25 protein-coding genes and 1 riboswitch are annotated in these 22,450 nt (G+C 42.3%); of the genes, 4 read left to right on the forward strand and 21 right to left on the reverse strand.

Annotated elements, in window-relative coordinates; all coding sequences use genetic code 11:
• On the forward strand, positions 1–912 hold the full coding sequence (locus BGO42_RS04785; protein ID WP_273246490.1) for a hypothetical protein: 912 nt from the start codon (positions 1–3) through the stop codon (positions 910–912).
• Here BGO42_RS04785 and BGO42_RS04790 read toward each other — a convergent pair.
• Complete coding sequence (locus BGO42_RS04790) at positions 902–2,059, reverse strand: sensor histidine kinase (protein ID WP_177731470.1); 1,158 nt, start codon at positions 2,057–2,059, stop codon at positions 902–904. The two genes, BGO42_RS04785 and BGO42_RS04790, sit on opposite strands and share 11 nt — an antisense overlap.
• 169 nt (positions 2,060–2,228) lie before the next feature.
• Between BGO42_RS04790 and BGO42_RS04795 the strand changes: the two genes are divergently transcribed.
• The 3 genes from BGO42_RS04795 to aat all read left to right on the forward strand — a co-directional run bounded on the left by BGO42_RS04795 (position 2,229) and on the right by aat (position 4,253).
• A complete protein-coding gene (locus BGO42_RS04795; protein WP_177731473.1) occupies positions 2,229–3,104 on the forward strand; it encodes a flavin reductase family protein in 876 nt (291 codons plus the stop codon).
• Positions 3,105–3,174: 70 nt separating this feature from the next.
• A complete protein-coding gene (locus BGO42_RS04800) occupies positions 3,175–3,549 on the forward strand; it encodes a DUF3127 domain-containing protein (protein ID WP_177731476.1) in 375 nt (124 codons plus the stop codon).
• A gap of 56 nt (positions 3,550–3,605) precedes the next feature.
• Positions 3,606–4,253 (forward strand): leucyl/phenylalanyl-tRNA--protein transferase, encoded by a 648-nt coding sequence (aat, locus tag BGO42_RS04805; RefSeq protein WP_177731479.1) that lies wholly within the window; start codon positions 3,606–3,608, stop codon positions 4,251–4,253.
• 21 nt (positions 4,254–4,274) lie between these two features.
• On the opposite strand, the gene BGO42_RS04810 is transcribed toward aat, so the two are convergent.
• The 20 genes from BGO42_RS04810 to BGO42_RS04905 all read right to left on the reverse strand — a co-directional run bounded on the left by BGO42_RS04810 (position 4,275) and on the right by BGO42_RS04905 (position 22,448).
• On the reverse strand, positions 4,275–4,985 hold the full coding sequence (locus tag BGO42_RS04810) for a HesA/MoeB/ThiF family protein (protein WP_273246489.1): 711 nt from the start codon (positions 4,983–4,985) through the stop codon (positions 4,275–4,277).
• Positions 4,986–4,990: 5 nt separating this feature from the next.
• Positions 4,991–6,112, reverse strand: coding sequence for a 2-iminoacetate synthase ThiH (gene thiH / locus BGO42_RS04815; protein ID WP_273246488.1), 1,122 nt, complete (start codon positions 6,110–6,112; stop codon positions 4,991–4,993).
• Between the two features lie 11 nt (positions 6,113–6,123).
• Entirely contained in the window at positions 6,124–6,894 is a 771-nt protein-coding gene (locus BGO42_RS04820) for a thiazole synthase (RefSeq protein ID WP_273246487.1), read from the reverse strand.
• Complete coding sequence (locus BGO42_RS04825) at positions 6,881–7,513, reverse strand: thiamine phosphate synthase (RefSeq protein ID WP_273246486.1); 633 nt, start codon at positions 7,511–7,513, stop codon at positions 6,881–6,883. Before BGO42_RS04825 ends, BGO42_RS04820 begins: the two co-directional genes overlap by 14 nt.
• The gene (locus BGO42_RS04830) at positions 7,506–8,261 is read right to left on the reverse strand and encodes a hydroxymethylpyrimidine/phosphomethylpyrimidine kinase (RefSeq protein WP_273246485.1); all 756 of its coding nucleotides are present in this window, start codon (positions 8,259–8,261) and stop codon (positions 7,506–7,508) included. Before BGO42_RS04830 ends, BGO42_RS04825 begins: the two co-directional genes overlap by 8 nt.
• Positions 8,234–8,818, reverse strand: a complete 585-nt coding sequence (locus BGO42_RS04835) for a thiamine phosphate synthase (protein WP_273246484.1) — start codon at positions 8,816–8,818, stop codon at positions 8,234–8,236. The genes BGO42_RS04830 and BGO42_RS04835 overlap by 28 nt, the downstream gene beginning before the upstream one ends.
• Before the next feature lie 3 nt (positions 8,819–8,821).
• Complete coding sequence (thiC, locus tag BGO42_RS04840; RefSeq protein ID WP_177731501.1) at positions 8,822–10,642, reverse strand: phosphomethylpyrimidine synthase ThiC; 1,821 nt, start codon at positions 10,640–10,642, stop codon at positions 8,822–8,824.
• 45 nt (positions 10,643–10,687) lie between these two features.
• A complete protein-coding gene (thiS, locus tag BGO42_RS04845) occupies positions 10,688–10,894 on the reverse strand; it encodes a sulfur carrier protein ThiS (protein ID WP_177731504.1) in 207 nt (68 codons plus the stop codon).
• Positions 10,895–10,945: 51 nt separating this feature from the next.
• A riboswitch (TPP riboswitch) is annotated at positions 10,946–11,043 on the reverse strand.
• Between the two features lie 64 nt (positions 11,044–11,107).
• On the reverse strand, positions 11,108–11,668 hold the full coding sequence (locus BGO42_RS04850; RefSeq protein WP_273246483.1) for a DNA-3-methyladenine glycosylase I: 561 nt from the start codon (positions 11,666–11,668) through the stop codon (positions 11,108–11,110).
• Complete coding sequence (locus BGO42_RS04855; RefSeq protein ID WP_177731510.1) at positions 11,658–12,323, reverse strand: queuosine precursor transporter; 666 nt, start codon at positions 12,321–12,323, stop codon at positions 11,658–11,660. Before BGO42_RS04855 ends, BGO42_RS04850 begins: the two co-directional genes overlap by 11 nt.
• A 150-nt stretch (positions 12,324–12,473) precedes the next feature.
• Positions 12,474–13,298, reverse strand: coding sequence for a translation elongation factor Ts (gene tsf, locus BGO42_RS04860; protein ID WP_177731513.1), 825 nt, complete (start codon positions 13,296–13,298; stop codon positions 12,474–12,476).
• Between the two features lie 100 nt (positions 13,299–13,398).
• Positions 13,399–14,166, reverse strand: coding sequence for a 30S ribosomal protein S2 (gene rpsB, locus BGO42_RS04865; protein WP_177731517.1), 768 nt, complete (start codon positions 14,164–14,166; stop codon positions 13,399–13,401).
• A gap of 162 nt (positions 14,167–14,328) precedes the next feature.
• Positions 14,329–14,715, reverse strand: coding sequence for a 30S ribosomal protein S9 (rpsI, locus tag BGO42_RS04870; protein ID WP_177731520.1), 387 nt, complete (start codon positions 14,713–14,715; stop codon positions 14,329–14,331).
• Positions 14,715–15,170, reverse strand: a complete 456-nt coding sequence (gene rplM, locus BGO42_RS04875) for a 50S ribosomal protein L13 (protein WP_177731522.1) — start codon at positions 15,168–15,170, stop codon at positions 14,715–14,717. Before rplM ends, rpsI begins: the two co-directional genes overlap by 1 nt.
• A 220-nt stretch (positions 15,171–15,390) precedes the next feature.
• On the reverse strand, positions 15,391–16,704 hold the full coding sequence (locus BGO42_RS04880; RefSeq protein WP_273246482.1) for a serine hydrolase domain-containing protein: 1,314 nt from the start codon (positions 16,702–16,704) through the stop codon (positions 15,391–15,393).
• Positions 16,705–16,758: 54 nt separating this feature from the next.
• Positions 16,759–17,421 carry a methyltransferase gene (locus tag BGO42_RS04885; RefSeq protein ID WP_273246481.1) on the reverse strand — a complete coding sequence of 221 codons (663 nt, stop codon included), beginning with the start codon at positions 17,419–17,421 and terminating at the stop codon, positions 16,759–16,761.
• On the reverse strand, positions 17,421–18,944 hold the full coding sequence (locus BGO42_RS04890; RefSeq protein WP_273246480.1) for a B12-binding domain-containing radical SAM protein: 1,524 nt from the start codon (positions 18,942–18,944) through the stop codon (positions 17,421–17,423). The genes BGO42_RS04885 and BGO42_RS04890 overlap by 1 nt, the downstream gene beginning before the upstream one ends.
• A gap of 1 nt (position 18,945) precedes the next feature.
• Entirely contained in the window at positions 18,946–20,109 is a 1,164-nt protein-coding gene (locus BGO42_RS04895; RefSeq protein WP_177731534.1) for an MATE family efflux transporter, read from the reverse strand.
• 36 nt (positions 20,110–20,145) lie between these two features.
• The gene (locus tag BGO42_RS04900; protein ID WP_273246479.1) at positions 20,146–21,705 is read right to left on the reverse strand and encodes a glycosyltransferase family 87 protein; all 1,560 of its coding nucleotides are present in this window, start codon (positions 21,703–21,705) and stop codon (positions 20,146–20,148) included.
• Entirely contained in the window at positions 21,702–22,448 is a 747-nt protein-coding gene (locus BGO42_RS04905) for a glycosyltransferase family 2 protein (protein ID WP_273246478.1), read from the reverse strand. Before BGO42_RS04905 ends, BGO42_RS04900 begins: the two co-directional genes overlap by 4 nt.
• Positions 22,449–22,450 lie beyond the last annotated feature (2 nt).

The following is a 22,450-nucleotide window of genomic DNA, read 5'->3' on the forward strand; positions in this document are numbered from 1 at the left end:
ATGAAAAAATATACCTTCCTGCTGTTTTTCTTTTGGCTGTCTGTTTCGGTTTTTGCCCAGGGACAGGATAGCTATTTGTGGCTGTCCGGCAAAAACGCAGGATATTCCGAAACCAATCAGATCAATGTAGAAGGAATTATAGGTGTCAAAAACTGCTATGTGAGGGATATGCCTTCCACAGCGGGAAAACTGATTGATTCCCTGCAATTGGGAAAAAAAATAACGGTTTTATCCAAAACCGAAAAAACACAGAAACTAAAAGGTATCGATATGAATTGGGTTGAAATTCAATACCAGTTACCCAATCGCGATATCCGGAAGGGCTATCTCTGGCTCGGATTTTTAGCATTAGACTATAAAGAAACAAACGGACTGAAATTCCTGACCGTTCTGGAACGGATCAATGCTAAAAAAGAAGAAGATTATGTTTCCCAGGAACACGTTATTGCCGTTAAGGTCCTGGATGAAAACAATCTGGTGCTGGATAGTAAAGAAATTAAAAAACCGATTAGCGAAAGCTATTATTACCAGCAAAGTCTTCTGGGGAACCAGGGACTTAAAAATATTCAGGAACTATACCGGATCAGTTTTAGCGGGGAAGCCTGCGGTATACCGACCTACTTTTTCTATTTCGGGTGGACCGGAAAAAAACTATTGCTGCTGCCGGAAAAAATGAAGGTTGGCGATGCCGGTGTTTACTACCACAGCGAGAACTTTATTTTTCCGAAAGAACCAGGAGGAAAACCGGATTATATCTACAAAATTATTGAAGAGGCCGAAGCAATAGACAGTGAAAACAATGAGGACTATATGATGCGGGAAAAGGTGTGGAAAGAAACCTATTCCTGGGATGGCGAAAAAGCCAGCCTGCTAAAAAAAGTCCAGCTGAAAGAAGGCATCATTAAGCAGTAGCTTTCTCCTTTTTAAACGTGACCTGCATGGTCGTTCCTTTTCCTATTTCGGAATGAGCTACTTTAATCCTTCCGTTATGGTACTCTTCCACGATACGTTTTGTCAGCGAAAGCCCTAATCCCCAACCGCGTTTTTTAGTTGTAAAACCGGGTTCGAAAACACTGTTAAACTGTTTTTTCGGAATCCCGCTTCCGGTATCGGTAACCTTGATTTTTACAAAACGCTCCGTGTCCTCAATAACGATAGCCAGTTTGCCTTTTCCTTTCATGGCATCAATAGCATTCTTTACCAGGTTTTCAATGGTCCAGCTGTGCAGTACAGGATTCAGCATGATATGGATGGGATATTCCGGAGCCAGGAACGAAAATTCAACCTGTTTGGAAGTACGGGATTGTAAATATTCGAACGACTGTTCGGTTTCTTTTACCAGATCATAATCACCAAGCACCGGTTCGGAACCGATTTTGGAAAAACGATCCGTTATTGTCTGTAGCCGGTTGATATCCTTTTCAATTTCGGCTATGGTCGTTTCATCCACATTATCGGCTTTCATAATTTCCAGCCAGCCTATTAAAGAAGAAAGCGGCGTGCCGATCTGGTGTGCGGTCTCTTTGGCCATACCGGCCCAAAGCCTGTTTTGGGTAGCCATTTTACTGGCCCGGTAAAAATTAAAGATCATACCGCTAAAGAAAAGCCCGATAAGGACTAAAGCCACCGGGTAAAATTTCAATTTGGTCAGCAGCGATGAATTGCCATAATAGAGATATTGATTGTAACCGCCCAGCTCGATGATGATCGGGAGGTTTTCGGATTTTAACTTGTTCAGGAAAACTTTCGATTTGGCGGCATCGGCAACAATCTCCTTATCCACATTAACCATGTTGATAATGCTGTCCTTGTCGGTCGTCTGTATAATCGGAATCGTGGTGTTGTTGCTCAGGATCTGGAAAGGAAGTTCCACTTCCGTATTTTCATCGGCATTGTTCAGTGTCTTGGTTGCCGTTGCCCAGAGCTCCATTTTAAGACGTTCTTCGTCTTTGAACTTCTGAAAAAAAGTATACGTATTCCATAGAATCAAAACTAAAATATTGAAGGATCCCAGAATAATTATCCAGCGAATTAAATTTCTTCTTTCCGAAAAGTTCATGCTTTGTGTAATTTGTGTTTAAAAATAAGGAAAAGATATAAGGGAGCAAAAATATAAGCAGGAAATGCATGCTGCCCGATCGGGAACTTCAAAATAAATACGGACAGCTATGTAAAATTGTATTTTCATTCGGGCTAAAAAAAAGTATATTTGTGGAAATTTTACAGCTATGATTAGTGTCGATCCAAAGGAGTTAAATCCGATGAAATTACAAGCTTATTTACAAGGTGCCGTTGGTCCCAGACCGATTGCTTTTGCAAGTACGATGGATGAACAGGGTAATCCGAATTTATCCCCTTTCAGTTTTTTCAATGTGTTCAGTTCTAATCCGCCGATACTGATTTTCTCTCCGGCGAGAAGAGTGCGTAACAATACCGTGAAACACACGCTGATCAATGCGGAACAAACGCGCGAAGTGGTAATCAACATTGTAAACTATGCGATCGTACAGCAGGCTTCTTTGTCCAGTACGGAATATGGCGACGGCGTTAACGAGTTTGTGAAATCCGGATTGACAATGGTTCCTTCCGATGTGGTAAAGCCATATCGCGTTGGAGAAAGCCCGGTGCAGTTTGAATGTAAGGTAAACGATATTATCGAACTGGGAACCGAAGGCGGTGCCGGAAACCTGATTATCTGTGAAGTTGTTAAAATACATATTGATGAAGCCATCCTGGATGAAAACGGAGCAGTTGATCAATATAAAATAGATCTGGTTTCCAGAATGGGAGGAAACTGGTATTCCCGTGCCAATCAGGGATTGTTTGAAGTGGAAAAACCACTGACAACACTTGGAATTGGTGTTGATGCCGTTCCTGATTTTATTAAAGAAAGTCCGGTTTTTGACGGGAATGACCTTGGTAAGCTTGGAAATGTGGAAGCATTGCCAACGGATGAAGATATTGCTATATTTGTAAAAGAAAATTTTGCCATTAAAGCAGTTTTAAGTGCCGATGATGAAACTAAAAAACATCAGAAAGCGAAAGAATATCTGGACAATAATGAAGTGCTGACCGCCTGGAAAGTACTTTTGTCAAGACAATAAGAATTAGCGGTTTGTATTTTTGAATTGAATTTTTATATAAGCCTTACTATAAACAATTAATATTTTTACTATGGAAGTTACAGGGAAAATTAAAGTGATTAATGGAGCGCAGCAAATTAGCGCAAGTTTTAAAAAGAGAGAGTTAGTTGTCACTACCGAAGAACAATATCCGCAACATATTATGATTGAGTTTACTCAGGATAAATGTGATTTACTGGATAGTTACCAAGTGGGAGAACCTGTGAAAGTTTCTATTAATCTTAGAGGTAGAGAATGGGTTAATCCTCAGGGAGAAACAAAATATTTCAACTCTATCCAGGGTTGGAGAATCGAAAAATTACAAGCAGAAGCACCAGCAGGTCAGGTACCTCCAATGCCGGCTGCCGATGCCTTTGAACCGGCTTCAAATTTCAATGAAGAAGAACATGACGATTTGCCGTTCTAATAAAACTTAGAATCCTGAAAGCTTCAAAACTTTCAGGATTTATTTTTTAAACGACTATGTATTTTCTAACAAAAGAATTGTATTTCCCCCCGGTTACCGAAACCGATTATTCCGGGATATTAGCCGTAGGCGGCGACTTATCTGTAGAACGCCTTTTACTGGCCTACCGTTCCGGTATATTTCCCTGGTTTGAAGACGGGGAACCGATTACCTGGTGGGCTCCGGATCCGAGAATGGTGCTGGTATTCGATTATCTGGTGATTTCCAAAAGCATGCGGAACATCCTGAACCGGAAAATCTTCACCGTCACATTCAACCAAAACTTCCGGGAAGTCATTACCAATTGCCAGTCCATTAAAAGAGAAGGGCAAAACGGAACCTGGATTACCGATGACATGATTGAAGCCTATTGCGAACTGCATCGGCAGGGACATGCACAATCTGTTGAGGTATGGCAGGATGGCGAATTGGTTGGCGGCCTGTATGGTGTTGACCTCGGTCATATTTTTTGCGGGGAAAGCATGTTTTCCAAAGTTTCCAATGCTTCCAAAGTGGCTTTTATCACTCTGGTAGAACACCTTCGGAACAACAATTACGTATTGCTCGACTGCCAGGTCTATAATGAACACCTGGAAAGTCTGGGCGCTTTTGAAGTGAACCGGGAAGACTTTATGAAAGTATTGCATTATAAAAAAGGGAACTGAAACGGTTCCCTTTTTTAATGCTTAAAACTGTAGTTTGGTCAATTGCCATTCCAGCGTGTTTAGCAGCAGCAGCTCATTGGTTAAAACGGGTAAACCGGTAATCAGCTTTAAGGTTTCGTGTGCCATCATCGAACCGATTATTCCGGGTAACGTACCCAAAACGCCGTTCAGGCTGCAATTCGGTACATCTTCCGGGTTTGGTGGTTCCGGAAACAGGTTCCGGAGCTGTTTGCTGCCGTTATGATTGAAAACAGCTACCTGTCCTTCAAATTTTAAAATACTGCCGTAAATGAGCGGTTTATTTAAGTTTACGCAGGTGTCGTTCACCAGATAGCGGGTGGTAAAATTATCGCAGCCGTCCACAACGATATCAAAATGCTGAAAAATCCCGGCGGCATTATCCGGAGTAAGCTTTTCATTAAAAACAATAGTACGGATTTCCGGATTCAGCTGTTTCAGGGCCAATTCGGCAATAAGGGCTTTGGGCTGGTTAACATCGGCTTCCCTGTATAAAATCTGACGGTGCAGGTTGTGTAATTCCACCACGTCAAAATCAATGATTCCGAGGGTTCCCACTCCTGCTGTGGCAAGGTATTGTAAAACGGGACAGCCCAATCCGCCGGCACCAATGACCAGAACGCGGGCATCCTTTAGTCGCTGCTGACCGCTTTCGCCTATTTCCGGCAGCAGCATTTGCCGGTTGTATCGTAAAAAATCCTGAATGCTTATCATAAAAATCAGTGTTGGCTGTAGCTTTTGTCCCAGTCTTTCCAGACCGGTTCGTAGCCTTTTTGGGTTATTATCCGTGCTATGGTCAAGGCAGAACGTTCATCGCTGGTTTCAAACTGTTCCAGCGATTGCGGATCGACAACATAACCGCCGGGATTGGTTTTGGAACCGGCACTCATACTGGTTACACCAATCGGAATGATATTGTCCCGGAATTTCTCATTTTCCCGCGTGGAAACGGAAAGTTCCAGATCTTCATTCCACAGACGGTACGCACAGATCAGTTGCGTCAAATCCTTGTCGTCCATTATAAAATTGGGTTCGATGATTCCTTCTGCCGGACGCAGCCGCGGAAAAGAAACCGAGAATTTACTTTGCCAGTAGGTTTTTTGCAGATAATCCAGGTGCAGCGCATTGAAAAAACTGTCGGTACGCCAATCTTCCAATCCTAACAAAACACCCAGTCCGATTTTGTGAATCCCGGCACTTCCCACACGATCCGGTGTTTCCAGCCGGAAATCGAAATTGGACTTTTTCCCTTTCGGGTGGTATTGTTTGTAAACGTCCCGGTGGTAGGTTTCCTGATAAACCAGCACCGAGTAAACACCAGCCTGATGCAACTGTACATACTCTTCTTCAGAAAGCGGCTGTACTTCTACGGAAATATTGGCAAAGTCATTTTTGATCTGCTCAATAACCTTTAGGAAATAATGGATGTTAACGGTATAATTGGCTTCTCCGGTTACCAAAAGCACATGGTCGAATCCCGCTTTTTTCAGCGCGGTTACTTCCTGTGCGATTTCGGATGCTGAGAGTGTCTTTCTTTTCAGTTTATTATCCAGGCTGAAACCGCAATAGGTGCAGATGTTCTGGCATTCATTGCTCAGGTACATCGGGGCATACATCTGTATCGTTTTTCCAAACCGTTTTGTGGTCAAAGTATGACTCTGTTGTGCCATTTGTTCCAGATAGGGCTGGGCAGCCGGAGCGATCAGGTGCAGGAAGTCTTCCAGGCTGCGTTTGTTTGTGGCTAACGAACGGAGCACCTGTTCGGGTGTTGTGGCATATATTTTTGCCTGTACGGTATCCCAATCGTAATGTTCAAAAACCGTTTGGAAAGTAGTGTTCATAATCGGGAGTGTTATTCGTACAGAAAAGAGGTTAGCGGACTGGATGCAACGGCATTGGAAGCCATCGGGGCTAACCGGGCTTCATAGGCTTTTCTGCCGGCAATGACCGCTTCTTTAAAAGCTTCCGCCATTAGTGCCGGATTTCCGGCTACTGCGATCGCGGTATTGACCAAAACGGCATCGGCTCCTAATTCCATGGCTTTGGAAGCATCAGATGGAGCTCCGATTCCGGCATCGACAATAACGGGAACTTTGCTTTGCTCGATGATGATTTCCAGGAAGTCTACTGTTTTTAAGCCCTTATTGCTGCCAATGGGCGAGCCCAAAGGCATTACAGCGGCTGTTCCGGCTTCTTCCAGTTTTTTACATAAAACAGGATCGGCGTGAATGTAGGGTAACACGATAAAACCGAGTTTTGCCAGCTCTTCGGTAGCCTTTAACGTTTCAATAGGATCCGGAAGCAAATACTTCGGATCGGGATGGATTTCCAGTTTCAGCCAGTTGGTTTCCAGTGCTTCTCTTGCCAGCTGTGCGGCAAAAACGGCTTCTTTGGCATTACGGGCACCGGAAGTATTGGGCAATAAATTGATATGCGGATGTTTCAGATGGGCTAAAATAGCATCGGTTTCGGTTTCTAAGTCCACTCTTTTCAGTGCGACGGTAACCAGTTCGCTTGCAGAAGCCAGAATTGCTGCTTCCATTTGCTGGGATGAGCCGAATTTGCCGGTTCCTAAAAACAGGCGGGACTGAAATGTCTTGTCGGCGATTTTAAAAGCTGCCATATAATTGTTGGTTGAGTTGTGTTAGTAGTTCTTTTTTGTTGTCCTGTAGTGTTATTAAACCGGAAACGGCAATGCCGTATACACCGGTCGCCATTAATTCCGGGATATCCGTCATTGTGATTCCGCCAATAGCATATACCGGTATATTGATGTTATGGGTTTTCATCCGGCTCAACAGGGATTGGTAACCGGCAGCTCCCAGTACCGGGCTTAATTGCTGTTTGGTCGTTGTAAAGCGGTATGGACCCAGTCCGATATAATTGCATTGTTCGTTAAAACGTTGTGCGATATCTTCAAAGGTGTTGGCAGTACCGCCAATGATTTTAGCTGCGCCCAATAAAGACCTTGCTTCGGTTACGGACATGTCCTGTAAACCCAAATGTACTCCGTCGGCATCGATTTGCTTTACCAGTTCAGGATTATCGTTGATAATAAATGTTGCGGCAAATTGCTCACAGTGTTTTTTAACGGTTGCGGCCAGAGCGGATAATTCCATGTTGGTGCCGTTTTTATAACGCAGCTGTATCCATTGGCAGCCGTTGTCCAGTGCCATTTGGATGTTGAACCATTGTTCGTCCGGAGTTGCTCCCTGTGAAATATATTGCAGTTTGTTATACATAATGGTAGCCAATTAGGGTCTTGTTGGAAATAAGGTATTTTTCGGTATAACCTTTAGCCTTGCGGCAAGCGGTTTTGATATCCAGTCCTAAAGCGATATTGGCTGCCAATGCGGCCGAAAAAACGCAGCCGGAACCGTGTTTTGGATATACAAGGCTGTTTTCCGGAGGGAATTCGAACGTGCTGTTTTCCATATACAGATAATCGGTTCCCTTTCCGTTGGGATTATGCCCGCCTTTTAAAACGACGCTGCAATATTTGGAAAGTGCCTTGGCAGTTGCTTCCGGATTGCTTTCAAAAGGCTGCATTTTCTGCATTTCGTCATAATTGGGCGTAATCACGTCCAGCTGTTTCAGGATGGATAACAAAGCCGTTTGGTTTTCAATGGTCAGAAAGCTAAAAGCGGTTGAAGATTTTAAAACCGTATCCCAGATAATGACCGTTAGCGGTGCGTGTTTACGGATCATAGCCACAATTTTGCTGAGATAATCCAATGAAGGAACAATGCCGATTTTGACGGCTTTGAATTCATAATTTTCTAAAAGGATCTGAAGGCTTTGCAGAACAAAATCAATGTCGCTCCACTGCAGCTCATAGAACACATTTTCCGTTTGTATGGTGTTTGCGGTATTCACGGCAAAACCCTGTGTGCGGTGATTTTCAAAGGTTTTAATATCCGATAAGATACCGGCACCGGCTGTTGGATCCAGTCCGGCGATGGTTAATATGAAAGGGCGATTTGCTGGCATTTTTTAAAATTTTCAAGTGGTGTGGGACTATTCCAGAGGGTTCCTAACAGGGCGATATCGTCAAAACCGCTTTCCAGGGTATGCCTGATGTTTGCAGCAGTAATACCGCCTAAAGCAATTAGTTTCGTCTGGTAATTTGTCCGGTTTGCTATGCTTTTCAACAAATCGTGTTCCGGAGTATATCCCGGTTTGGATATACTGGGATAAACAGGGCTTAGAAAGGCATATTCGAATAGTTCCGGCAGGGTGTTGAATGTTGCTATGGCATGGGTGGCGGTGGTGTACCGGGCAGCTTGCGGGAAACGGTCCGTCAGGCTGGTCCGGTCCCGCTCCGTCAGGTGTATGCCCGGTATTCCATAAGTGGGTGCCAGCTGATGCTGACTGTGTAAAACCAGGCGATGGTTATAGGTTGGTGCTATTCCGGCCAAAAACGCAGCCATAGCCGTTTCTGAAAAATCCGGTTTCCGGATATGCAGGCAGGTTAAGCCTTCTTCAAAAAGGGTATGGATAATGGCTGTTTCATTGGCAATAGCCATCGGACTGGTTATTACGATCATGGTTTACAAATAGATTTCTTTACCGCTTTCCACAAATTCATTCGATTTTTCCTGCATTCCTTTTTCGGCTACGTCCCTGATTTCCTGTGAGATTTTCATCGAGCAGAACTTCGGTCCGCACATCGAACAGAAATGGGCCACTTTTGCCCCGTCTGCCGGAAGCGTTTCGTCATGGAATTCACGGGCGGTATCCGGATCGAGTGCCAGGTTGAACTGATCTTCCCAGCGGAATTCAAACCGTGCCTTGCTCAAAGCATTGTCGCGGTACTGTGCGCCGGGATGACCTTTGGCCAGATCGGCAGCGTGTGCGGCAATTTTATAGGTAATCACACCGTCTTTTACATCTTTTTTATTTGGCAGGCCAAGGTGTTCTTTCGGAGTGACATAACACAGCATTGCGGTTCCGTACCAACCGATCATAGCGGCACCAATGGCCGAGGTGATATGGTCATAACCGGGAGCAATATCGGTAGTTAACGGGCCTAAGGTATAGAATGGTGCTTCGGCACAATGTTCCAGCTGTTTGTCCATGTTTTCTTTGATGAGGTGCATCGGTACGTGTCCCGGGCCTTCAATAAAAACCTGCACATCGTGTTTCCAGGCAATTTTGGTCAGTTCGCCCAGTGTCTCCAATTCGGCAAATTGTGCGGCATCGTTCGCATCGGCAATCGAACCCGGACGTAAGCCATCGCCTAAAGAGAAAGCTACATCATAGGCTTTCATGATTTCGCAGATTTCTTCGAAGTGGGTGTAAAGGAAATTTTCTTTGTGATGGAAAAGACACCATTTTGCCATGATGGAACCACCGCGGGAAACAATCCCGGTAACACGGTTTGCGGTTAAGTGGATGTAACGCAGTAAAACTCCGGCATGTATTGTAAAATAGGAAACGCCTTGTTCTGCCTGTTCAATCAGGGTGTCCCGGAAGATTTCCCAGGTCAGGTCTTCGGCTATGCCTTTTACTTTTTCCAATGCCTGGTAGATCGGTACGGTTCCGATGGGTACCGGGGAGTTCCGGATGATCCATTCCCGGGTTTCATGAATGTTTTTTCCGGTGGAGAGGTCCATAATTGTATCGGCGCCCCAACGACATGCCCATACGGCTTTTTCAACTTCTTCTTCGATGCTTGAGGTAACGGCACTGTTTCCGATATTGGCATTGATCTTTACCAGGAAATTACGGCCTACAATCATCGGTTCGCTTTCCGGGTGGTTGATGTTGTTCGGGATGATTGCTCTTCCGGCAGCAACTTCACTGCGGACGAATTCGGCGGTGATGTATTTTTTAGGTGTATTGGCGCCAAAGCTGTTTCCGGCATGCTGATGCTGCATGGCTTTGGTTTGCTGGTTCAGCAATTCGATTTGTTGGTTTTCGCGGATGGCGATGTATTCCATCTCCGGAGTGATAATGCCTTTTTTGGCGTAATGCAGCTGGGTAACATTGGCACCCTGAATGGCGCGTTTGGGTTTGTGCTGGTATTCAAAACGCAGGTGATCCAGTCTGGAATCGTTAAGGCGTTCCTTGCCGTAGTCTGACGTTATGGAAGGTAACACTTCTACGTCGTTCCGGTCTAAAATCCATTGTTCGCGAATGCGGTCCAGTCCTTTGCGCACGTCAATTTCCATGTTTGGGTCGGTATACGGGCCACTGGTGTCGTAAACGGTTACCGGCGGATTGTGTTCCGTTTTTCCATTGGATAGTTTGGTGTCGTGCAGGGCTATTTCCCGCATGGCTACTTTAATGGGGTGAATAGTACCGTCTATGTATACTTTTTTTGAATTCGGAAAGGGTGTTCTCGAAATCTGCTGTTCTTTTTGTTCCATTTTTATGTTTGTTTGTTTGTTTGTTTGTCGTTAAGCAATAGGGGATTATCCGCCTTGTGTGGCAATAATAATAAGGATGTCATCCCGGTCGTGGATGTAGTGTGTGCTCCAGTCGGTTTTTGGAATAACGGTATTGTTTATGGCTAAGGCTAGGCCATTTTGCTTGTTGGGAATTTCCAAATCGAGTAAAGCCTGGACGGTTAATTCGCCAGACGGAAATTCTTTAATTTGATTGTTAACTTTGATTTCCATTCCTTTAAGTTTGTTATATGGGTATATACTTTAGGAATGGCTACATAAAAATGAAGTCATTGCACTTTTCCCTACGGCAGTATGAACTGCATCAGGTTCAAAGGGTAAAATCTCAGCCTACTTTTCAATAGACACCCCTAAAGTGAAACAAATGTATAGTATTATTTTAAAAGTCGAATTCTAAATCGGAAGATTTAACATTCGGGTGTGGAGTCATGCCCGTTTCCAGCAGCTGCTGATGTGGTCGTCTACCATACCGGTTGCCTGCATGTGTGCATAGACTACCGTTGAGCCCACAAATTTGAACCCGCGTTTTTTCAGGTCTTTGCTGATCTCGTCTGATAGCGGTGTAGTTGCCGGAATGTCCCTCAGGGTTTCCCTGTGGCTTACAATGGGTTTCCCGCCGGTGAATTTCCAGATATAATTGGAAAAGCTGCCAAATTCCTGCTGCACTTTCATAAAAGCCTGTGCGTTGGTCACAGCGGCTCTTACTTTGAGTTTGTTCCGGATGATACCGCTGTCGAGCAGTAGTTCCTGGATTTTGTCTTCCTGATAAGCGGCTACGGTTTTGTAGTCGAAATTGTCGAAAGCTTTTTTGAAGTTTTCCCTTTTGCGGAGTATGGTTATCCAGCTCAGGCCTGCCTGAAAGGTTTCCAGGATCAGGAATTCAAAAAGTTTCTGGTCTTCATAAACGGGTACGCCCCATTCTTCGTCGTGATATTTTTCGTAAAGTGCATCGTTTTTGCACCATCCGCATCTTTCTTTAGTCTCCATCGGCTATCGGGTCTTCTGCTAAATATTTTTCAATAATATAATGTCCAAGGTATATCATCGGCGTCAGGCAAATCGCAATGATCAGTTTAAAGGTGTAACCGGTTGCTGCCATATTGATGTATTCGGCAGTGGTGATTTTCCCGGTCAGCCAAAAGGCGATACCGGAAACGATAAAGCTGTCGAATAACTGCGATATTACGGTTGATCCGGTGCTGCGCAGCCAGATCATTTTTTTGCCTGTTTTATTGCGTAAAAACCAGAATATGGATACGTCAATTAACTGCGATACCAGGAAGGCGATGATGCTGGCAATCATAATCATGACGCCCTGCCCGAAAACAGCCTGAAACTGCTCGTCGGTCACGGTGCTGATGCCTTTTGCCGCCGGAATATGGATGGCGAGAAAGAGAATGATCAGACAGTAGGCGATTAGCCCGGCAGTGATGAATGATAGTTTTTTGACACCGTCTTTTCCGAAATGTTCGTTAATTAAGTCGGTGGTGATGAATACAACCGGCCATGGAATAATCCCGATGCTCATGATGAAAGGGCCTATATGAATAAGTTTTCCTCCTGTTAATTCGGCAACGACGGCATTGGTTATAAAAATTCCGGCAAGTATAATGTATACGAGATCCTTTTTGGTTTTAAACATTGGTGTTCTTGTTGTTATTTCAAAAGTACGCTAATATTTTATAAAAATAAAAAACCCCAATCTTTCGATTGAGGTTTTTTTGGGTTACCCGAAGGTAATATTGTTATTCGGGAAACGGTTTTATATTCTGAACCGGATTCCGAATTAAAATTATGCTAAAGCAGCTCTTCTGAAACCAGTTACCGTTAATGCACCGTCAACAGATTTAACGTATTCTGTAACGCTCATTTTTGGTTCTTTGATATAATCCTGGTTGATTAAAGTGTTGTCTTTGAAGAAACGTGCTAATTTACCTTTAGCGATGTTTTCCAACATAGCTTCCGGTTTTCCTTCCTGACGTAATAAATCTTTAGCGATTTCGATTTCTTTTTCAATGATAGCAGCATCAACTCCTTCTTCGTTTAACGCGATTGGAGCCATTGCAGCAGCCTGCATTGCAACGTTTCTTGAAGCTTCTTCAGCTCCGGCAACATTAGCAGATAAAGAAACTAAAGTAGCGATTTTGTTACCAGCGTGGATGTAAGATCCAACGAAAGCTCCTTCTAAACGCTCGAAAGAACCGATTTCGATTTTCTCTCCGATAACTCCTGTTTGCTCGATTAATTTGTCAGCAACAGTGATTCCGTTGAAATCTGAAGCTAAAAATTCTTCTTTAGTAGCATAGTTTAATGCCTGGTTTGCTAAATCAGTAGCTAATTTAACGAAACCTTCGTTTTTACCTACGAAGTCAGTCTCACAGTTAAGAGAGATTACAACACCAGCAGTTTTATCAGCATTTACAACAGCGATAACAGCTCCTTCAGTAGATTCTCTGTCTGAACGGTTCGCTGCAACTTTCTGTCCTTTTTTACGTAAGTTTTCGATAGCTAAATCGAAATCCCCATCAGCTTCAACCAATGCTTTTTTACAATCCATCATACCAGCACCGGTAATTTGTCTTAATTTATTTACGTCTGCAGCAGTAATATTTGCCATTTGAATGTATTATTTTAAGTTAAAAAATGAAGTCGTTATGTTGATAGTAACTCCAAAAGTAAGCAACCACCAGCACAACGACTTTATCATAATGTTATTTTTATTCTTCAGTTGCAGTAGTTGTAGCTTCTGTTTGAGCAGCTGCTACTTCTCCAGCTGGTTGCTCGTCTTTGTCAGACTTTCTATCAGAAAGACCTTCAATGATAGCACCACTTACTAAAGATAAAACTTTGTCGATTGATTTTGAAGCATCATCGTTAGCCGGGATAACATAGTCAACCTGACGTGGGTCAGAGTTGGTATCTACCATAGCAAAAACTGGAATGTTTAATTTTTGTGCTTCTTTTACAGCGATGTGTTCCGCTTTGATATCCACTACAAACAACGCAGCTGGTAATCTAGTCATGTCTGCAATAGAACCTAAGTTTTTCTCAAGTTTTGCACGAAGACGATCTACCTGTAAACGTTCTTTTTTAGATAATGTCATGAAAGTACCGTCTTTCTTCATTTTATCGATAGAAGCCATTTTTTTAACAGCTTTACGGATAGTAACGAAGTTGGTTAACATACCACCTGGCCATCTTTCTGTGATGAAAGGCATGTTAGCAGCCGTAGCTTTTTCTGCAACGATATCTTTTGCTTGTTTTTTGGTAGCAACGAAAAGGACTTTTCTACCAGATGCAGCGATTTTTTTCAAAGCTTCATTCGCTTCTTCGATTTTAGCTGCAGTTTTATATAGATTGATAATGTGAATACCATTACGCTCCATATAGATGTAAGGAGCCATGTTTGGGTCCCATTTTCTAGTCATGTGTCCAAAGTGAACACCTGCTTCTAGTAATTCTTTAACTTCTACTTTGTTTGCCATTTTGTAATAGTTTACGTTCTGTTGTATTAGCAATGGTAGAGTAGCGATTTCATCAGTCCCTTGGGATGCTGAAGCTCAGGTCTCAGCCATTTAGATGCTAAACTAATTCCTACCTCAATAGGAGAGCAACAAAAACTTAGTTTTTTTAATAATAAATAAATATTAACGTTTAGAGAATTGGAATCTCTTACGAGCTTTCTTCTGACCGAATTTCTTACGCTCAACCATACGAGGATCTCTTGTTAGTAATCCTTCTGGTTTTAAGATAGCTCTGTTTTCAGCTTCAACTTCACACATTGCTCTTGCAATAGCCATACGTACAGCTTCAGCCTGACCAGTTGTTCCTCCACCGTATACATTTACTTTTACGTCAAAGTTAGAAGCATTCTCTGTTAATGTTAGAGGTTGCATAACTTTGTACTGTAATGTAGCCGTTGGGAAGTAAGTTGTAAATTCTTTTTTGTTTACTGTGATGTTTCCAGTTCCTTCTGTAACATATACACGAGCAACAGCGGTTTTTCTTCTACCGATTTTGTGAATAACTCCCATTACTTTAGATCGTTTAAGTTAACGGTTTTAGGTTGTTGTGCATCATGTTTGTGCTCAGAACCTACATATACATTTAAATTTCGGAATAATTCTGCACCCAATTTGTTTTTAGGTAACATTCCTTTTACAGCTTTCTCTACTAATAATGCAGGATTTTTTTGTTGCATTACTTTAGCAGATAAACTTCTTTGACCACCTGGGTAACCTGTGTGACGGATATATGTTTTATCCTCAAGTTTGTTACCTGTTAGGTTGATTTTTTCTGCGTTGATAACAATTACGTTATCTCCACAGTCCACGTGCGGTGTATAACTTGGCTTGTATTTACCTCTTAAAAGCATTGCTACTTTTGAAGCAAAACGACCTAAGTTATGACCTTCAGCATCCACAACGATCCACTCTTTTTGAGCAGTTGCTTTGTTAGCTGATACTGTCTTGTAGCTTAAATTGTTCACAATAATTTATTTTAATTAAACATTCCATCCCCAATAAAGGGGTTGCAAAAGTACAATAAATTATTTTAAATACAAATGCTAGTCTAATAATATTTTATTGATTGATAATCAGTTGTGTTATTGCAGAATTTGCGATGATTTGGGAGCTGCATTTTTAAAATAAAATCTTTTTTGGAAAAGAATCGGGCTAAAAGCTGCAGAAAAGTGTGTTTTTTTGGGATTACTCTTTCATAAAATTGTATTTCGCATCGCCCTGTTTCAAAAGTAAGCCTTTTTCTTTAAAAAGAATTTCTATTCCGGCAGGGTCAAAAATAAATTCCGTATTGCTGATCGCATTCAGCGGAAACGGATTTTGCCCGGTAGCCTGTCCGGATAGCTGCCCGTTTTCTAATTTGATGGTCAGTTTGAGCGGAATTTGTTTTGAACTGTAAATTCCTTCGTATGATTTTAAGGTCTTTTCGGCTACGGCCACGGTTTTTAAGTTCGGGAAACGGTATGGCAGTTTGTAGTAAATGCTCAATATACCAATCGTAATATCGTTTTCGTTATAGTTGTTTCCGTTTATGATAAGCGAAAAGGCAAGCTTTTCACTGGCGTGATACCCGAGGCTGGATTTGAAACTTTCGATGCTTCCGTTATGTCCCAGGAATTTTTTATCGCCAAAAGGGAATTGCAGTATTCCTTTTCCATAGCCATGCTCCATTTCGGTCATCTGGGCAAGGGAAGCCGGTTTTATCAGGGTTCCGTTAAACAGGGCATTAATGAATTGCGTTAAATCGGAAGGTGTGGAAATTAAAGCGTCTGAGGCGCCAATAGTACTTGGATCCCAGGCGGCTGTTCTGGTCCACTGATTGTTGGTAAAAGTATAGGAGAACGCTTCATCTTTTGCGGTTCCGTTCTTTTTAGGATAGTAGGTGTTTTTTAAACCTATTTTATTTGCTATACGGAAAGCGACATTGTCGCCATAACTTTTCCCGGTCAGCGATTCGATAATATAACCTAACAAAAGGTAGTTGGAATTGCTGTATTCTGCTCTGGTATCCGGTTCAAAAACCGGCTCACGGGAAGCGATCCGTTTCAGCATTTGTTTTTTTGTCTGCGGTGTCTGGGAATAGGTTTTAAAATCCGGATCGTTAGTATAATTGAACAGTCCGCTTTTGTGGTTCAGCAGCTGCCCGATAGTGATCTTGTCGGCATTGGGTATTTCCGGATAGAATTTGGATAGTTTGGTATCTAAGGTCAGTCGTTTTTCGTCTATTAACTGGAAGATGATCGTTGCCGTAAACATTTTTGTAATAGCACCGATTTTGTATCTGGTGTCCGGATTTGCCACTGTCTTAGATTCTGCATCGGCATATCCGTAATTTTTCTCAAAAACGACTTTTCCGCTTTCCTGAATGGTCAAAGCGCCCATAAACCTGTTGTTATCATTAAGATAGGTGAGCAGGCTGTCAATTTTATTGAAGCGTGTTTTCTCCTGTGCCACAACGGTTACTGAAAACAGGAAAAGGAAAAATACGATTGCTTTTTTCATAAAAAAGGGCTTTCGGAATGGGTTTCTTATTACACCCGAAAGTTACGTCAAAAATTATTGCCGGTCAATTTCAAAAATATAGTTTTCTTCTTTGAAGACTTTTTCCGTGTGAATGCACTGCATCCGGAGGCTGTTTCCGGCCGCTATTTTAGTGATGGTATCCAGTTCGCAATCTTCGGACAGGATCATATAGGTTTTGTTTGCCGGAGTTAAATAAGGTTTTAACTGGGCGAAAAGCTGTTCGAAGTAGTCGAAATTCTCGCCGCAATACCAGGCATTTTCAGCTATATTCTGTGGTGTTTTCGGGTAGTATGGCGGATTGATGACGATATAGTCAAAAGCGTGGTCTTTCAGATTTTGAAATAAATCGGAATGCAGTATGTTTATCGAAACGGCATTCCGGCAGCTGTTTTGCCGTAAGGCTTCAAGTGCGGCGGTATTGATATCGGTTGCCGTTACAACCGCTCCTTTTGTTGCTGCTAAAATGGAAATAATGCCGCAGCCGCAGCCGAGTTCCAGAAAGGTTTTGTTTGCTAAAGGCAGGGGTTCGATAAATTGCAGCAGCAATTTGGTACTGATCGTGATAAAAGGCGGGAACACTGTTGGTACTACCTTTACAGTGATATTTTTATAATGGTATTTCCGGGGTTTGGAAAGGTATAAAGCACTCGCTTTTTTCAGAAAAGGGCTGACTATTTTTTGAATTAGCTTTCTCATTATTCCGAATAAAATCCTTCAATTTCCGGTTGGCGGTATTTCCATATTTTATGAAGAGCCTTGATTTCATAAGGATATTGGTAAAATCCGGTTTTGTACCGCAGTCCGGCGATGGTTTGCAGCAATTGTTTTTTTAAGCCCCTGATCCTGAAATCGGAAGCGGTGGGGTAATAACCGTTTAAAACCGTTTCAAAGTTTTTAATGGTATCGATCATATATGGTTTTAACCATGGAGTCAGCGGATTTTTGCGCAGGTCGAAATTTTCCCAGCTTGGCGAGATCCAGTCTTCCAGGTGCTCCGGAAAGGAAAATCCGGCATCGAGTATCTGCTGATACAGTTCAGAACCTTCTGTAGGAACCGGGCTGTACAGGTAAATTATGATTTCGGCTTTGGGGTTAATGGTTTTTATTTCCCGTATAAAGTTGATGTCCCATACAATCTGGTCGTAAACCTGTTTTTCTGTTGCAGCGGGCATTCCCAGTACAAAGGAAAGTTCCGGTACGATGTCGACATTTTTCATCCGCAATACAAAATCCTTAATCATCTTTCCGGATTGGGTACCGCCTTTATTCATTTGTTTGAGTATCTCATCGTTACCGGTTTCGGCACCTAAAAAGATCATTTTGCAGCCTGCCTTACGCATCAGCCGGAGTTCATCGTCCGAATACATGTTGATCGTGTCGATCCTTCCTTCGCCCCAATAGCTGATGTTGTCATTTAAAATGAGCTCGGAAAATTCGAGTACTCTCTTTTTAGAGGTAAAAAAGTTATTGTCGTGAAATTCGATGGCGTCAATGTTGTATTTTTCCTTGAAATACTGTACGTCTTCATAAATACGGGAAGCCGACATGCCTTTCCACCGGGCATTGTAGATAGGGACAACGGCACAGAACGAACAGGAAAACGGACAGCCCATGCTGGAATGGTAGGACAAGGTTTTGTTTCCCATGAATGTCTTGGCCAGATAGTTTCTGACCGGATAAAACGTATTGAGGTATTCATACGGAAACTTCGGCAGTGTGTCCTGATCCAGTAAGGCTTCAACGGCCGTTTTGGTAATATTGTTCTCCGGGTTTTTATAGATAAGGTTTTTGATGAGTACGACACGGTCGGTCGCTTCATTCTCGATTGCCTGAATCAGCTCGGGAAAAGTTCTGTCGCCGGGACCGTTAATAATATAATCCACATAACCGGAATTTAGCGCTACTTTGTATTGATTGGAAGCAAAATAGCCGCCCCAGACGGTTATGATATCCGGAAATGTTTCTTTTATTTTTTTGGTAAACGGAATCGCCTGCCGCAATTGCGGACCGGGCATGACCGTTGCTCCGAAGTATTTGAATTCGCCGGTTTTAAGATAGTTTTCAATGGTTTTCCACGGGTCTTTTTCCAGATTTCCGTCTATAAACACATAATCATAAAGCCCATGAATGGAGGCACCAACCTGTAATATAGAATTGGGAATGCGGTGCTTTCCGTTAGCACTTCTCGGATTGAATAATATGACTTTATTCTTTTTCAACTTATCGGAATAGTGTTGTTTTGTCGGTAATCAGTAATATGATAATCTGCGCAATTGCGGCACCCAAAAGCGCACCGGTCATTCCGTGGTTTAAATATAGCAATATTGTCGATACAACCGCATTAACAACGGCACCAACCAGTAAAATTTTTATAACGCTTTTTTCTTTGTATATTTTGAAGAGTTCCACAATTTTAATGCCATAGCTAAAAGAGGGATAAATGTATAAAAAAGCAATACCATAAAACCAGAAGGAAAGCCTGAGTCTGAGATAATAGTGTACGATCAGGTAAATAACGGCCAGCGCGCAGGGAACGAGCAGCAGCCCTAATAATTGGAGTTTTCGCTGGATTTTTAAAATGACCGTTTCGTTATTGCGGTAAATGTTTTTAGTGAAAGGGGCATAGATAAAAGCGGCCAGCGACATGGCAAAAACCAGAAGACTGTTGATGATCTGGTAATTGGCAATCACGGTTTTGTTTTCGAAATAGTCCACTAAATACACATCTATTTTGGAAGTAAAGAAACCCAGAACGGATAGCAGGAAAAAAGGCAGCGCTGTTTTAAAATAGGAAAAATCCATTTTCATGTTTTTCACGGAAAGGTATTTTTTGAATAACAAAAAGTACAGCAGGCCTCTTACAAACTGATAAAAGCTATAGCTGACCAGCAGTGAATAGATTCCGAAATCGTTTTTCAAAACATAAAAAGGAAGAAGAAAAATCAGGAAGCCGATGCATTCAATACTAATGGAAGCATTGAATTTCTTTTCATACACCACCAGTGCTTCTGTGGAATGATTAAAGTAACGCCCGAGTATCCAGATAAAAATATAGAAGGTGTAAGGCAGCGGAAAGAAAAACATGCTGCCTGCCGAAAACAGGAATACAAAAGGCAGGCGGGTGTATAATATTCCGGAATAGTTCTTTTTGATCTTATTCGGAAGCAGGCTGAACAGCCGGAGTAAATATTCTTTGTTGCCCCAATTGATGATCTGGACGGTGAACAGCGTGTACAGCAGTATGGAAACAAAAGCACCCCATATTTCTTTTTGCGAAAAATGAATAACCAGGAAAGGAACCGCCATGCCAAAAGCTGAGATGATCAGCTGCCGGATGGTATTGCTGGATATATGTAATAGCTTAGGGTTTATTTTTGTGGCCAATTCCGTTTTTGTTTTAGGGTGAAAAGCTGCTTGAGGTTACTCTGTTTTTAGTACCCGTAAGGTATAAAAACCAATTCCTCGGTTGTAATCGGATAAATAGATCAGGGTTTTGTTATTGACTAGTAGGGCATTGGTTTTATTGTCGTTGCCATAAGTGAGCTGTTTGCCATTGTGGTAAATCTGGTTGTTCCGGATCGTTGCCTCAGCCGTTTTTGATGCAGCTAACGGTATGGACATCCGGTTTTCACCATTTTCATTCCAGTAATAATAAGTCAGCCGGTTATCGGCAATGGTATATTTATAAATAAGAACCGGGCTTTTTGCAGGTAGCAGCCCCGTTGCGTCTGCAGGGCGCATGGTATGGATGCTGTAATAGCTCATCCCGGCGGCCAGTACTAAAATGAGCGGACTCCATTTCCAGTTGACGGTACTTTTTTCGGAAAGCAGGTATAGTATAAAAAACAACAGGAATAGTAATAAACGGCAGTAGCTGACCGGAAAGACACTGTTTGTGAAAAATTGTAATGGCCAGTTGCAGCTGCCGCAAAGCAATAGTATAAAGCCGCATTTTACGATAGGACTGCTGTTGGTATTCACAATACTAAAAAACGGAAAAAGCAGCAGTATAAACGTATAGGTGCTGCCATAGGGAGAAAGCAGCAGCATGATGATGATCCAATAGGAAAAAACAAAAAGCGTATTCTTTTTTATTTGGGTTATGTAGTACCCCGTGAATACCAGGCCAAGCTTAAAACTCATTAACAGTAAGTGAAACAGAAACGGGTTATTGACTGCCGGGTAGGGATTTTCGATGGCGTCGGTAATAAAGATACGTTTCAGAAACATATAAACCGATTGGTAATTGTCTACAAAAGCAGTTGCTATTTCGCCGTTCGAAGCTTTTGGAAGTACTTTTTCAAAAAAGAAAAACCAGACCTCAACACCGTTTAACAGTACGGAACCTATTGTTAAGAGGGCACAGCAAAAAATAAGGTATGCAGCCGGTTTATAAGCTTTTTTAAACAGCAGGAAAGCAATTAGCATTACCGGGAAGACCTTAATCAAAACGGCCATGCTCCAAAACAAACTCATCCGGAACAGCTGTTTTTTTTCATAAGCGAGCCATCCTTCGGCTAACAGAAAGAATAATAAAAAATATAACTGACCGAATAACAGGTTGTTTTTAACCGGAAGGAAGAAAAGTACCGGTATGATAGCGGCATAAACGGGTTTGATCTTATAAAAAGCGACAAGCCGGCTGGTACTGTACAGGAATAAAAAGGTACTGAGCAGGTTGAATATGAGCTTGGCGGTAAAAGGATCTAAAAAATGAAACGGATAAAAGAGAAGAGTCAGGAACGGCGTATTGGGCGCATAACTTAAAAAAAGGGATTCATATCCTAAAGCGGCAATGTCCCGGTTAAAAATATAAGGAAAGTACATGTCGGCAGTAAACGTTCCCTGAGCAAAGAAATAGCCCCCGAAATAGTAATTCCCGAAATCATGCAACGAAAAACCGGTGGCTTTAACAATATAAAAACCGCACAACAATAGCAGTGGCAACAGACCGTAGTATTTTCCTGTTAGTGCTTTCATGACCGGTTAAAAATTGAAAATGAAAACAAACCGGTTTTTTGCAGGGCATAGCTAAAAGAAACCCTCAGCACACCGAGGCCATAAATAACGCTTCGCTTAAAATTAATGGACGATGCATCTTCAAAATAATGTGTTGGGCAGGAAATTTCACCAATCCGAGCATTGGTAAAACAGCACTGCGCCAGTATTTCATTGTCAAACACAAAATCGTCTGAGTTCTTTTCAAAATCAATCTGCTGTAAAACCGACGCTTTATAACAGCGGTATCCGGTATGATATTCCGATAATTTCTGGTTCATAAGCAGATTCTGAAAAAAGGTGAGCAGCCGGTTGGCTATGTATTTATAAAAAGGCATGCCGTTTTTTAAGGCACCTTTGCCTAAAATACGGGATCCCAGTACCACATCATACAGATCGGTAACGACCATGTTTACCATCGAAGGGATCAGTTTTGGCGTGTACTGGTAATCGGGATGCAGCATGATGATGATATCGGCCTGCAAGGCTAATGCTTTTTTATAGCAGGATTTCTGATTGGCACCATATCCTTTGTTGCGGTCATGGGCAATAATGTGCTGTATTCCTAACTTTTTGGCAACGGCAATAGTGTCGTCCTTACTGAAATCGTCTGTTAAAATGATGTCGTCTACGATATCAAAAGGGATTTCGCTGTAGGTGCGTTCAATGGTTTTTGCGGCATTGTAAGCCGGAAGGACAACTATTATTTTTTTATTGTTTACCATAA

The sequence above is a fragment of the Flavobacterium sp. 40-81 genome, from assembly GCF_001898245.1.
GTDB classification, from domain to species: Bacteria; Bacteroidota; Bacteroidia; order Flavobacteriales; family Flavobacteriaceae; genus Flavobacterium; species Flavobacterium inviolabile.

Bases quoted from the DNA above. Each gene is read 5' to 3' on its own strand.
- BGO42_RS04785 (WP_273246490.1), top strand. From the start codon at position 1: ATGAAAAAATATACCTTCCTGCTGTTTTTCTTTTGGCTGTCTGTTTCG.
- BGO42_RS04900 (WP_273246479.1), bottom strand. From the start codon at position 21,705: ATGAAAGCACTAACAGGAAAATACTACGGTCTGTTGCCACTGCTATTG.
- BGO42_RS04810 (WP_273246489.1), bottom strand. From the start codon at position 4,985: ATGATAAGCATTCAGGATTTTTTACGATACAACCGGCAAATGCTGCTG.
- BGO42_RS04835 (WP_273246484.1), bottom strand. From the start codon at position 8,818: ATGATCGTAATAACCAGTCCGATGGCTATTGCCAATGAAACAGCCATT.
- BGO42_RS04800 (WP_177731476.1), top strand. From the start codon at position 3,175: ATGGAAGTTACAGGGAAAATTAAAGTGATTAATGGAGCGCAGCAAATT.
- BGO42_RS04825 (WP_273246486.1), bottom strand. From the start codon at position 7,513: ATGTATAACAAACTGCAATATATTTCACAGGGAGCAACTCCGGACGAA.
- BGO42_RS04830 (WP_273246485.1), bottom strand. From the start codon at position 8,261: ATGCCAGCAAATCGCCCTTTCATATTAACCATCGCCGGACTGGATCCA.
- rpsB (WP_177731517.1), bottom strand. From the start codon at position 14,166: ATGGCAAACAAAGTAGAAGTTAAAGAATTACTAGAAGCAGGTGTTCAC.
- BGO42_RS04855 (WP_177731510.1), bottom strand. From the start codon at position 12,323: ATGTTTAAAACCAAAAAGGATCTCGTATACATTATACTTGCCGGAATT.
- thiS (WP_177731504.1), bottom strand. From the start codon at position 10,894: ATGGAAATCAAAGTTAACAATCAAATTAAAGAATTTCCGTCTGGCGAA.
- tsf (WP_177731513.1), bottom strand. From the start codon at position 13,298: ATGGCAAATATTACTGCTGCAGACGTAAATAAATTAAGACAAATTACC.
- aat (WP_177731479.1), top strand. From the start codon at position 3,606: ATGTATTTTCTAACAAAAGAATTGTATTTCCCCCCGGTTACCGAAACC.
- BGO42_RS04820 (WP_273246487.1), bottom strand. From the start codon at position 6,894: ATGGCAGCTTTTAAAATCGCCGACAAGACATTTCAGTCCCGCCTGTTT.
- thiC (WP_177731501.1), bottom strand. From the start codon at position 10,642: ATGGAACAAAAAGAACAGCAGATTTCGAGAACACCCTTTCCGAATTCA.
- thiH (WP_273246488.1), bottom strand. From the start codon at position 6,112: ATGAACACTACTTTCCAAACGGTTTTTGAACATTACGATTGGGATACC.
- BGO42_RS04885 (WP_273246481.1), bottom strand. From the start codon at position 17,421: ATGAGAAAGCTAATTCAAAAAATAGTCAGCCCTTTTCTGAAAAAAGCG.
- BGO42_RS04795 (WP_177731473.1), top strand. From the start codon at position 2,229: ATGATTAGTGTCGATCCAAAGGAGTTAAATCCGATGAAATTACAAGCT.
- rpsI (WP_177731520.1), bottom strand. From the start codon at position 14,715: ATGGGAGTTATTCACAAAATCGGTAGAAGAAAAACCGCTGTTGCTCGT.
- BGO42_RS04790 (WP_177731470.1), bottom strand. From the start codon at position 2,059: ATGAACTTTTCGGAAAGAAGAAATTTAATTCGCTGGATAATTATTCTG.
- BGO42_RS04850 (WP_273246483.1), bottom strand. From the start codon at position 11,668: ATGGAGACTAAAGAAAGATGCGGATGGTGCAAAAACGATGCACTTTAC.
- BGO42_RS04905 (WP_273246478.1), bottom strand. From the start codon at position 22,448: ATGGTAAACAATAAAAAAATAATAGTTGTCCTTCCGGCTTACAATGCC.
- BGO42_RS04880 (WP_273246482.1), bottom strand. From the start codon at position 16,704: ATGAAAAAAGCAATCGTATTTTTCCTTTTCCTGTTTTCAGTAACCGTT.